General features: G+C 48.0%; 8 protein-coding genes. 4 read left to right on the top strand and 4 right to left on the bottom strand.

The genetic code is table 11. The features are described from left to right. Positions 1-134: 134 nt before the first annotated feature. Entirely contained in the window at positions 135-482 is a 348-nt protein-coding gene (locus AC5JL3_RS23245; protein WP_496076737.1) for a DUF4278 domain-containing protein, read from the bottom strand. A gap of 763 nt (positions 483-1245) precedes the next feature. Between AC5JL3_RS23245 and AC5JL3_RS23240 the strand changes: the two genes are divergently transcribed. The 4 genes from AC5JL3_RS23240 to AC5JL3_RS23225 are packed head-to-tail and all read left to right on the top strand — an operon-like array spanning position 1246 to position 7778. Continuing rightward, positions 1246-3876 (top strand): CHAT domain-containing protein, encoded by a 2631-nt coding sequence (locus tag AC5JL3_RS23240; protein WP_496076736.1) that lies wholly within the window; start codon positions 1246-1248, stop codon positions 3874-3876. Positions 3877-3883: 7 nt separating this feature from the next. Continuing rightward, the gene (locus AC5JL3_RS23235) at positions 3884-4810 is read left to right on the top strand and encodes a DUF928 domain-containing protein (protein ID WP_496076735.1); all 927 of its coding nucleotides are present in this window, start codon (positions 3884-3886) and stop codon (positions 4808-4810) included. 24 nt (positions 4811-4834) lie between these two features. Continuing rightward, positions 4835-7141 carry a CHASE2 domain-containing protein gene (locus AC5JL3_RS23230; protein WP_496076734.1) on the top strand — a complete coding sequence of 769 codons (2307 nt, stop codon included), beginning with the start codon at positions 4835-4837 and terminating at the stop codon, positions 7139-7141. A gap of 7 nt (positions 7142-7148) precedes the next feature. Further along, complete coding sequence (locus AC5JL3_RS23225) at positions 7149-7778, top strand: response regulator (protein ID WP_496076733.1); 630 nt, start codon at positions 7149-7151, stop codon at positions 7776-7778. Here the strand turns inward: AC5JL3_RS23225 and AC5JL3_RS23220 are convergent. From AC5JL3_RS23220 to AC5JL3_RS23210, 3 genes are all read right to left on the bottom strand, one after another. Continuing rightward, positions 7752-8123 (bottom strand): hypothetical protein, encoded by a 372-nt coding sequence (locus AC5JL3_RS23220; protein ID WP_496076732.1) that lies wholly within the window; start codon positions 8121-8123, stop codon positions 7752-7754. The genes AC5JL3_RS23225 and AC5JL3_RS23220 overlap by 27 nt on opposite strands. Before the next feature lie 80 nt (positions 8124-8203). Beyond that, on the bottom strand, positions 8204-8455 hold the full coding sequence (locus AC5JL3_RS23215) for a DUF4278 domain-containing protein (protein ID WP_496076731.1): 252 nt from the start codon (positions 8453-8455) through the stop codon (positions 8204-8206). 723 nt (positions 8456-9178) lie between these two features. Next, on the bottom strand, positions 9179-12493 hold a 3315-nt coding region (locus AC5JL3_RS23210), incomplete at its 5' end, for a beta strand repeat-containing protein (RefSeq protein WP_496076730.1).

The following is a 12493-nucleotide window of genomic DNA, read 5'->3' as shown; positions in this document are numbered from 1 at the left end:
GTTGATGCATTAGAGGCGTTTCGGACAGCGATGTCTTTTCGTTTTATCGAGTGGTTGAACCACAATAGGGATGTATTCTTCGCTTACAAAGCTGCTTTGGGCTTCGTTTGGGCTTGAAATTTGTTTAAGTCCCGCTAGGCAGGGTGAGTTGCCAACCCAAGTTCTGCCGCAGCACGGTACAGCATGGATTGCTGACGATTTTTGAGTGTCCGCTTCTGATTGTGCATTAGTGATCGCGCCTTCTCTTGAGTAGAGAAAGCCGGAGTTTTTGTCGGCTGAGTGCTGTTAGGGGTTGGCTTTGTGCCAGTTTGATAGTAAACGCCGCGATACTTCAGGCTAGCCGTTGGTTGCAGCACTGGTGGCTTTTTCAAATTGCGGAATCTCCAATCTAATCCCCGATACTTCCCATCGACTTCACCTAAGGTGGTTTCAACTTCTGGGGGATTATATGAGTAAGTCACACCGCGATATGAGAGTTTCATGGTTTCACCTTTTGAATGAATGTAATGGGTTGGGTTCAACGCGAACGAAGGCGCTGACTCGACATTTACCTCGTTGTTCTCATTCTTCAACAGACATTCCATTTAGACCACGCAAGTTCCTTGAGTTAAAGCTACAACTTATGGTGAAGCGTAGTATTCTTCAGGAAAAAAGACCCTGATTCAGTGGTTTGCTGTCCAATAACAAATTATTTGTCGCTATCAACACATTAGTGTCGTTAATCCAAAAACCTTTCAAATCTTTTACGATAGGGGCTTTGGGCTAAGTAGCATTTTGGTAGGAATCCCTTAGCGACCGATAAATTGTTTTAACTTCAGCTTTTCTTTATCCAGATACACCTAGGGTTTGGTAGTGATAGAAGCGCCTAACGACAACAATTTGTTAAGACAACAAATAATTTGTTATCTGACAGTTATCCTGGTTGCCACCATAGCTGAGCCAGCGGTGCAGAATGCGCTGAATCAGTCAGTTGCCTGCCCAGGTAGGCAGTAAACTACTTAAAGTAAAATTAACTGACTTATCTTGCGTATCCAACTCACTTATCTTGCCTGGTCTTATTGAGCAAAACTTGAGATAACGATACTTACCTAGCCATGAACAGACATCTGCTGATGTCAGCACTGGAAGGAGCAGCGCAATTACATGCATAAGCCGGATCGGAACAGGCGAATCAATCAGGGAGTATCCATTAGGCAGTGCCTCTTTTCAAAGAGAGGATGGCTGCGATTCCTTCAATTTGTTCTATTGGGACTTTTTATTGCCGTTAGCCTTGATGCAGAGATTGCCGTGGCGATACAAGGGACTAGCAACTGGGTCAGGGTAGAGAATACAGGGCAACAGGTAGCCACTACATCAGATTTCCTTCAGCCTTCTGCAACTTCTCCCTCAGCCCAACTTGTGCAGCAGGCAGAAAACCGCTATCAGGCAGGACAACTCTCAGACGCGATCGCGCTTTGGCAACAGGCAGCAACCCTCTACGAAACAGAAGGTGATCGCCTCAATCAAGCACTCGTTCTCAGTTTTCTCGCCGCAGGCTTTGAAGACCTGGGACAGTGGACACAAGCGAATGAGGCTATCAGTCAGGCAATCTCGCTGTTAAACGTTGAAAACCCAGCATCCAATCCAGATAGCTCACAGGTTCTTGCCCAAGTTCTCACCACTCAAGGAAAGCTGCAACTGCGAGAGGGCAAAGCAACAGAAGCATTCTTAACCTGGCAACAGGCTGAGACTGCTTACCGGAAAGTGAATGATACCAGCGGTATACTGGGTAGCCAGATTAATCAGGCAAGGGCTTTACAGGCAGAGGGACTTTATAGACGAGCCACAACCCTGCTCACGCAAGTAGAACAGTCGCTGCAAAACCAGTCCGATTCGCGCATCAAGGTGACAGGATTGCGAAATCTGGGCAAAATTCTCAGGTTAGTTGGCAACCTGGCTCAATCTCGCACTGTTTTGGAGCAGAGTTTAGCGATCGCTCTCCAACGTCGAGACGAAACACCTCAATCAGCATCAGATATCAGTGGCATTCTGCTAAGTCTGGGGAACACGACTCGTGCCCAAGGAGAAACCGATACGGCACTGGCATTCTACCAGCAGGCAGCAACCACCGCTCCCTCGCTGACAGCCAAAACTCAAATCCAGCTTGTTCAGTTAAGTCTGCTAGTTGAAGCCGAACAACAGGCAAAAGCTTTAGCGCTGTTGCCAGAAATTCAATCCCAGCTTGCCAAGTTGCCCCCCGGTCGTCTGGCTGCGTATGCCCGAATCAATTTGGCTCAAAGCTCAATCAAGATGAGCAGTAAGGGGACAGGGGAGGCGTTATCTCCGAATCTTCTCAATACCTCAGCCCAGGAACTCGCAACTGCTGTTGGGCAAGTTCGCACCCTTGGAGATGCTCGTGCTGAATCCTATGCCCTTGGTACACTAGGCAGCCTCTATGAACTTACTCATCAGTGGGACAGCGCTAAAACCCTGACTCAACAAGCCCTCAGCTTAGCTCAGTCAATTGATGCAACCGACATTGCCTATCAGTGGCAGTGGCAGCTAGGACGGATCTTCTGTCAAGGCACACAGCAGTCCTGCACCTCTACGGGAAATCTGCAAAATGCGACCTCTGCCTATGCAGAAGCCGTTAAAATGCTGCAATCCCTCCGTAGTGACCTAGCTGCCGTCAATCAAGATGTGCAGTTCTCATTTCGCGAAAGCGTGGAACCTGTGTACCGCCAGTTCGTGGAACTGCTGTTGCAATCACAAGACAATGCGCCCAGTCAGGAAAACCTCAAACAAGCTCGTGAAGTGATCGAAGCGCTTCAGTTGGCAGAACTCGATAATTTTTTTCGAGAAGCGTGTGTTAGTGCTCGTCCGGTAGAAATTGACCAGATCGACCCTCACGCTGCGGTCATTTACCCAATCATTCTGCCCAACCAGTTTGCGGTAATCCTGTCCTTGCCTAACCAACCCTTGCGCTATCACAAGACACTGTTGCCTCAAGTCGAGGTAGAGCGCATCCTCAGCCAAATGCGCCAATCTCTCAGACCTACTGCCTTTATTGAAGATTGGTTGCCCATTACCCAGCAAGTGTACGATTTACTCCTGCGCCCTGAGGAAGCTGAACTTGCAGCAAGTGGTATCAAAACCCTTGTGTTTGTGCCAGATGGCTTGCTCCGCAATTTGCCGATGGCAGCTCTCCATGATGGTCAGCGGTTTCTGATTGAAAAGTACAGTGTTGTACTCACTCCCGGTCTACAACTGCTTCAACCCCGATCCCTCGAACGCCAGCAGATGCAAGGGTTATTAGCAGGATTAAGTGAAGCTCGCGAGAATTTTTCGGCACTGCCAAACGTTGCGCTTGAGATTAACCAAATTGAAGCAGAAATTTCGGCTCAGGTGTTGCTGGATAAACTGTTTACCAATCAAGCCTTTCAAAACCAAGTTAATTCCACTCCCTCGCCAATCGTTCACTTGGCAACGCATGGTCAGTTTAGCTCTAACGCTGACAACACCTTCATCCTGACCTGGGATGGACGTATTAACGTTAAACAATTAGACCAACTGCTCCGCTCTAGAGAGGGAAAACTCAGCCCGATCGAACTGCTGGTACTCAGCGCCTGTCAAACAGCAACGGGTGATAAGCGTGCTGCCTTAGGGATGGCAGGTGTTGCGGTGCGATCGGGGGCACGAAGTACCCTTGCCTCGTTGTGGTCAGTCAGCGATCGCTCCACAGCATTCCTGATGATTGAGTTTTACCGTGAGTTAGGTAAGCCTGAGATAACGAAAGCTGAAGCCCTACGTCGTGCTCAAGTGGCTTTATTGCATCAAGACGATTACAGGTCTCCTTACTATTGGGCACCGTTTGTTCTTTTAGGAAATTGGCTTTAAAAACGTTATGTATTTTATAAAATCCTTGTTGTGTAGCATATCTGTTGGAATTGCCCTGACTTTAGAACTGGCGATTTCTAATAGTACGGCTTTGGCGCTCATGCCCCAATATTTCTCGATTAGTCAGTTCACTCCTCGAAGATCTCCCTTAATCCCCCTTAAAAAGGGGGAAACCAAGCCGCTCTTAGTTCCCTTTTTTAAGGGGGAGGTACGGGGAGACCAAACCGAACAGTATCAGCTCCCACCCAGCCTTTTGGCAGCACAATTGGACACTCAGGCACAGCCCCAAGTCCTAAAAGTTAAGGATACACAACTCAAGCAAAGCAATCCTCCCCCTCCACCTGAGAATCCAGATAGCTCGGCACCAGGAGGGCGGCGTGCTCCAACTGCCTGCCCTCAAGATGCTGGATCGGCAACAACAGGTCTGCCACTAACTGCCTTTAGCCCAACGACAAAACCAGGCTTAACGGTAGCAGAGCGTCCAACATTTCTGGTATACGTGCCAAAAACCAGTGCTGAGAACGCAGAATTTAGTCTACGCAGTCGAGATGGTCGAGGCGTTTATCGGACAACGGTTGCCTTGACCAATACTCCTGATATTATGAGCATTACCCTTCCAGCACAGGCACCACCTTTAGAGGTTGGCAAGCAATATACGTGGTCACTTGCCGTGATTTGTAACCCGAATGATCGCGTTGAAGATCGATTTGTCACAGGCACCGTGCAACGAACTGAACTCGATGCGACTCGACGGAGCCAAATCCAGCAGGCATCTCCCAAAGAACAGGTTTCGCTATACCAAAAAGCTGATGCTTGGTACGATGCCCTCACTGTTCTGTTTGAGCTACAGCGCACCCAACCCAATGACCCAAACATCAGTGCAACATGGCGTGAATTCCTGGAATCAGGTGGCGTGGATGCCACGATTAGATAGCAAGTCAAATAAAAAGAACTCGCGTTGAGCGATAGCGAAGCGCGGCTGCAAGCAGATCGCACTCATCTTATGTGGACAACCCTAAAACAGCAAGTTTGGCGATGGCGTGGAGTTCTGATAACGGTTCCCAGCGTTGCCGGAGGATTGCTGATTTTGCGCTTAGCCGGGGTACTACAGTTGATGGAGGTAGTGGCGCTTGACCAGATGTTTCGCCTACGTCCCTTTGAACCTGCCGATCCGAGGATCGTCCTCGTTACGGTTGATGAATCAGATATCAAGCAACTCGGACAATGGCCCATGTCTGATGCTGTGCTAGCTCAGCTTATCTCATCGCTCAAACAGGAGCAGCCTAGGGTAATTGGTCTTGATATCTTTCGAGATCTACCTGTAGAACCGGGTCATCAAGAATTAGCCAAGGTCTTCACCTCCACGCCTAACTTAATTGGGATTGAGAAAATAATTCAAACGGCTGAAGGTGAAGTCATTGAAGCACCACCACTGTTAAAACAGCGCGATCAAGCAAGCGCGAGCGATCTCTTGTTAGACACAGATGGCAGGATTCGCCGCAGTCTACTGTATTTGAGAACTCAAGACAATCGATCCATATTTACGCTGGGAACACGATTAGCGTTTGCGTATCTTGAAGGCGAAGGGATTAACCGCCAACCCCTTAACCCCGAAGAGACGCAGTTTCGCTTGGGTCGAGCTGTATTTACTCCCTTGCAACCCAATGATGGGGGTTATGTTGGCGTTAATGCTGGCGGTTATCAAATTCTGTCAAACTTCCCCAAATTCCAAAAAGGCTTCCGCACGGTTTCGATAACAGATGTATTGCAGGGGAGGATGCCACGCGACTTAGTACGCGATCGCATCGTCTTAATCGGGTTAACGGCAGAGAGCCTCGAGGACAGCTTTTTCACATCCTACACGACCAACACAATTGCAGCACCTGCTGGTGTAGAAGTTCACGCTCTGTTAACCAGTCAATTGCTGAGCGCTGCTTTGGATGGACGCCCTCTACTTAATGTCTGGTCAGATCCGATTGAATGGCTGTGGCTCGTTGTTTGGTCAACGCTCGGAGCCGTCATCGGTTGGACATCCTCGTCTCCTCGACAAACAGCATTTAGAGTTGTTCTGTTGGGAATTTCTCTTTTCGGCGGCGCATACGTGCTATTTTTGACGGGTTGGTGGCTGATTATCATTCCGCCTCTGTTTGCTCTAGTTGGGTCTGCGATCATCAGCAACGGCTATCTACTGTGGGAAAACCTGAAGGAGTATGCCCGCACGCTAGAGCAAAAGGTAGAAGAACGTACATTGAATTTACAACAGGAAATTGTCGAGCGTAAACAAGCAGAATTAGCCTTGGTGGAGAGTGAAGCACGATTTCGACAGCTTGCAGAAGCAGCCGTTGAGGCGATCATAATTACAGAGCAGAACACAGTTTTAGATGTTAACGATGCCTTTACCCAAATGTTTGGTTACCCATCATCTGCGATAGTTGGGATGCGTGCGAGCAATCTTGTCTCTCCAGACTACCGAGAGATTGTTGTCCAGAACATACAATCTCACTATGAAGGGTTTTATGAGATTATTTGTCTCCGAAAAGACGGCACGACATTTCCCGCAGAAATCCGAGCCAAAGTGACGGCTTATGGTGAGCGTGTCATTAGAATCACTTCAGTCCGTGACATTAGCGATCGCAAACGTGCTGAAGAAGCCTCCATTCTGGACGAGCGCAACCGCATGGCAAGAGAAATTCATGATACTTTAGCACAAGCCTTTACTGGTATTCTGCTGCATATCGGAGCCGCAACCGAGCAAATCATCAAAAAACCAGCAAAGGCACAAGCACACTTGGAAACCGTTGATGAATTGGCACGTACTGGACTGGCTGAAGCTCGGCGCTCGGTTGCTGCTCTGCGACCAAAACTGTTAGAGGAGGGAGACTTATATAGTGCTCTCAAACATCTAACAACTCAAATGAAATCTTCCGCTAATACTCATCTCACCTGTGAGGTCATTGGTGCCGTCTATCCTTTATCACCAGATGTTGAGAATCACCTATTACGCATTGGACAAGAAGCCTTAACCAATGCGATTAAATATGCCCACGCCACGGAAATTCAGGTTGAATTAGTCTACGAGGAAACACAGTGTCTTTTACGAGTTAAAGACAATGGACAGGGATTTGAAGTTAACAAAATCGCCCCAGGTAAGGGATTCGGTTTACTAGGGATGAGTGAGCGGGTTGAGCATATTGGAGGGGAATTAATCATTCAAAGTCAGCCGAATCAAGGTACACAAGTCATTGTCATCGTGAATTGGGAGTAGGCACTTCATGAGTCAACCAGCAGTCATTCGTGTTCTGATTGTGGACGATCATGCAATCGTCCAGCAAGGAATAGCCGCCATCATTGATGAAGAATCGGATCTAACTGTGATTGGTCGAGCTATGGACGGTATTGAGGCAATCGAGCGATTTCGTCAAGAACAACCAGACGTGACCTTAATGGACTTACGGATGCCTCGAATGGGAGGAGTTGAAGCGATTACAGCGATTTGCGCTGAATTTAACACGGCTCGCATCATTGTGTTGACCACGTATGACGGAGATGAGGATATTTATCGAGGGTTACGCTCAGGTGCCAAGGGCTATCTGCTTAAAGACTCGAAACCCAGCGAACTGCGAACCGCCATTCGCACCGTTCACAACGGGCAGCAATATATTCCATCCAATGTTGCGGCTAAGTTAGTGGAGCGGATGACCAATCCAGAATTGACCGATCGCGAGTTAGAAGTCCTTCAGTTAGTGGCACAGGGCATGAGCAATTTGGAAATCAGTACTGCCTTGGGTATTACTGAAGGCACTGTCAAATCCAATATGAACCGAATTTTAAGCAAGTTGGGGGCTAAAGACCGCACGCAGGCAACTATTATTGCCTTAAAGCGAGGGATTGCTAGCCTGTAAGTACGCAGAGTTCAACGTGAATGCTAGACACGCTCTTGGCATTAGGGGCAGTCGAATACTAAAAAGACGTTTTTGCCAATCTAATGTCAGTAGATAAAGCAGTTGTTCAATCGAGGTTTCGCCTGCCTCTTTCATGGCTTGATGAATTTTTGGAGCCTGCATCAACGTAGCAATAAACAGTAAGGCAAGAACTGTTAAAACTCCAAACAAGACTACCTTATTTGTAGAGTTAGGTTCCTCTTGTATTATGGGTTCGTTGGTAGCGGCTTGGATTTCTTCTTTAACAGTCGAACTCCAACTACTGTCACATTGTGACCATAAACCTAAAAGATTGAGTTCGTGCAAGAATTCATCTCGTGTCTTAGAGGTATTATGGTATTTATCTTCTGACCTAATTAGTTTTGAAGTGCTTGCAGGTTGAGTAACTACCCTAACTTCTCCCTGTGCAGTTTATTCACAAAGTACGCGATGCCTCGATATATCAATCTATAAGCTACTGGTTGTACAGGAACTTCACTCGGCTTTGCATTCGGCTCGATATGATAGGTAACCCCACGGTAAATTAAATTGTAAGGGGAACCAGAGCCACGAACTTGCTTAAAAGGCTGTCCTCTCTTTCGGCTTTCAAGCTTCGAGGGGTCGTATTCGTAACTAACACCGCGATAGTAAAGTTTCATGGTTTCACCTCTTGAACGAATGAATGTAATGGGTTGAGTGGGTTTCTTCAGGAAAAAAGACTTCCTTATTTCAATGTTTACTAGACTCAATTCCTACTCTTAGAAAAGTGAGTAGTGAGTTAGGTCGCTCTTCAGCAATAATTCAATTGCAAACCAACTTGCCATCTACAGTTAGCCACTGAGCCGTCAATCCTCTTTTTCTAGGAGTTGTGGATGCAGTAGTCTGCGAACTGGAAGAAAACTCAGGTTTCTGAAAGGTTACACAATTCATGAGGGAATGCCTTTCATTTGATAGATTTGTTGATTGGGAATTAAAGGGGAAGCTTGAGGAGAAGGTGTTGGGTGTAAATTTTCTTGTCAACCACATACCTGTGAGTCAGGATGGTTAATGTCAACTTGTTTTCCATAAGCCTATTTATAGAACTTTTATTCCAGGCAAACCACTCATTTTTATTAGTTAAGATGCAACTTAAGTAGAAGTTAGATACAAAAGTTAATCAATAGCTATAAACACAGGAAAGTATCCCAAACTATCAAAAATTATTGGGAGTATGTCGCCATTTCGATGACAAGCGTTATGCCAAATGTTAAATATTATTAGTAGTAAATGCTCATTAGGATTAGCTCATTAAACTATCATGTCAAACGAGTAAAACAATATGAGTAATATCAATTCATTAAATACTGCTACAGTTGACTCTTAAAGCATCCTCAAGCCGTCTACTACCTGCCTGGGCAGGCAACTGGCTGATTCAACGGATGCTGCACTGTTGGCTCAGGCGTGGCGGCAACCAGGAGGACTTGTCCAGTGGGAGACATCTGCCAGCCGGTGGCTTCGATGATTGGGGTATGGGATGTGGGGTTTTTGATGTAAGCCGTTGGGGTGTCGGGTGTTGGGTGTCGAGTTTGTTGAGCCACGACTAGGCGGCGTCGGTCAAGCCATTCGGCATCATCGTCTAATTGTTGTTCCGGATTGGGAGGCAACCCACCCCGACCCGTGACAACAAATGAGTTGCCTTCATTGGCAGGACAGCCTTGAGCAATTAACCCCGACGAGTCGGCAAAGTCAGTTGGTAATGCTACTAAACCCGAAGTCGGGTCAATACCTGCGGTGGTGACATCAAGTGTGCCGCCTAAGGCTTGTGTCGCTCCTGTGGCGGTGATATCACTTAAGGGAGTCAGTTGAGGACTCGACTGAATGCCGAAGATAGAAAAAGCATTGATGCGGACATTGCCGCCACGAAAATTCTGAGAATTAGCGCTGATATTGCTATCTTCGTTCGGCACAGCCACCAGAAACTGGGTATCAATCGTAATGTCACCGCCGGGAATGTTACTTCCTGTGGCATTGGTCGTGATGCTACTGCCATTTCGTAACAGAATTAGGGGCGATCGCAAGTTGATATTTCCCCCACCACCAGACGTGTCTGCCCGAATTCTGCCCCCGTTGTCCAGATAGATTTGATTAGCTTCCACGAACAAAGAACCCGCACTGCCTGTACCCTCACTGCTAACCGTAACTTGTGCCTGGTCTTGAATGTTCAGGGTTCCGGTTTGTAGATTTAAGTTGCCACCCGTACCACTGCCACCCGTCTCGGCGGCAATAACGGAACCATTCCCGGTGAGAGTAATCGACTCAGGAGCGGTAATGGTGAGTTGTCCCCCATTACCACTGCTAGAGGTGGAGGCAGAGATTTGTGCCCCGTCAGCAATGGTGAGTCGTTGTGTATCAATTCTCAACTCTCCCGCAGCACCATCACCTGTAGTTTGAACCGCCAGTTGCCCTGGTCCTTGAATGGTTATGGCTTCTGGTGCTTGTACTATAAGGTTTCCTCCTTTGCCACTACCAGAAGTGGACGCAGAGACTTGGGATTGGGGCGCTAAGGTGAGGTTGAGGGTGGATTGATTCTCATAGGGTTGTAGGGTTAAGGTTCCGGCGGGGGTTTGTCCCTCGGTTTCGGCAAAGACACCTACGACTCCGGCTAAATCCATAGTGGAGGCATTTAAGGCGATACTACCACCTCCCTCTGTATTGGTGGCGGTTTCGGTGGCGGTGGCAGTGATGCGGGCGGTGTCGGAGAGGGTTAAGCTGGGAGTATTGATAATAATGCTGCCAGCTTGACCTGCGTTACTGGTTTCGACTGAGAGAACTGGGGAAAAATCATCGACACCAATGCCGAGATTGACGGCAGTGGGGGCATTAACTTCAATTTTGCCGCTATTGCCACTGCCAGAGGTTAAGGCAAAAAGTTGTGCTCCGTTGGCAATGGTTAAGGTGGAGGTGTCGAGGGTAATATTTCCGGCGTTTCCAGTGCCTGTGGTTTCTGTGGTAATGGTGCCTTGTCCCTGAATCCTTACATAGTCGGGAGCTGTAATCGTGATGTTGCCTCCGTCTCCTTGGTTAGAAGTGGAGGCAGATATCTGCGCTCCCTCCTGGAACAACACGGATAAGGTCTGCCCAGCATCGGGTTGAAGGGTCAGGTTTCCAGCCGTGCCGCTACTGCTGGTTTGGGCAGACAAACGACTGGAAGAATCGAGCTGTACTTCTGGTGCTTTGAGGGTGATACTTCCTGCCTGCCCTGTACTGCTGGTGTTACTGATAATCTGACTATTAATGAAAGTGACTAAACCGGGGCTAGAGATTGTGACATCGCCTGCGGTGTCGCTGCCTTTGGTGTCACTTTCAATGGAACTGTTGTTGAATGTGAGATTGCCTAAGCTGGTGACAGTTACATCTCCTGATTGACCGTCTCCACCCACATCCAAGGTGATGAAGTCATCCACCAATGGTGAGGTGATGAAGTCATCCAAAAATGGTACAGTCACCGGATTGCTCGTCACAATGTTGGTATCCGTGAGCGATAAATCTCCCAGACCTGTTACCTGAACTGCTCCAGATTGTAAGTCAGAAGATAGAGTTAAGATTTCTAGATTACTTACGTTGTTTTTAGCTTCTAGGGCAACGTTCCCGCCATTTCTTGCGGTTTCTTGCTCAGAGATAGAAAAGGAGGCAAGAACTGGGGAGCGAACTCTTGTTACGTAGACTCGTCTTACAGGGTCATAAAGTTCACTTTCAAAGGGCATTCCTACAATATCCCCACTTCTAGCAATGAGGGAAATCTCGCCTCCCTGACCTGCTGTGCCATCTCTAGAGTACGAGTAAGAGTACAAATTGCCCTTGATAGAGATGTCATTAGCAGCAGTTAAGCCAATCGCACCCCCCTGACCCGCATCGCCTTCCAAAGAGAACGAGAAAGAGTCCAAATCGCCAATGGTAATGCTGCCGTTGGTAGCAGTTAAGCTAATCGCGCCCCCCTGACCCGCATCGCCTTCGCCAGAACCAGAAGACCGCGAGGAAGAGTTCAAAAAGCCAGGGATATTGATGTCATTGCCAGCAGTTAAGCTAATCGCGCCCCCCTGAACCGCATCGCCATCTCTAGAGACCGAGGAAGAGTCCAAAAAGCTAGGGATATTGATATTGATGGCATTTTGCAAAAAGCCAGTGATATTGATGTCATTGCCAGCAGTTAAGCTAATCGCGCTCCCCTGACCCGCATCGCCTTCAGAGGAGAACGAGGAAGATCTCAAAAAGCCGGTGTTAATGCTGCCATTTGCAGCAGTTAAGCTAATCGCGCCCCCCTGACCCGCATCGCCTTCAGAGGTAGAGGAAGAACTCAAAGAGCCGGTGTTAATGCTGCCATTTGCAGCAGTTAAGCTAATCGTGCCCCCCTGACCCGCATCGCCTTGATCAGAGAACGAGTTAGATCTCAAAAGGCCGGTGTTAATGCTGCCATTTGCAGCAGTTAAGCTAATCGCGCCCCCCTGACCCGCATCGCCTTCTCTAGAGGACGAGTTAGAGTCCAAATCGCCGGTGTTAATGCTGCCATTTGCAGCAGTTAAGCTAATCGCGCCCCCCTGACCCGCATCGCCTTCACCAGAGAACGAGTTAGAGTCCAAATAGCCAGTGATATTGATGTCATTGCCAGCAGTTAAGCTAATCGCGCCCCCCTGACCCGCATCGCCTTCAGAGGAAGAGAA

Source organism: Symplocastrum torsivum, assembly GCF_059505465.1.
Note: the sequence above shows the minus strand (reverse complement) of the source record. Positions and strands in the feature narration are given on the sequence as shown.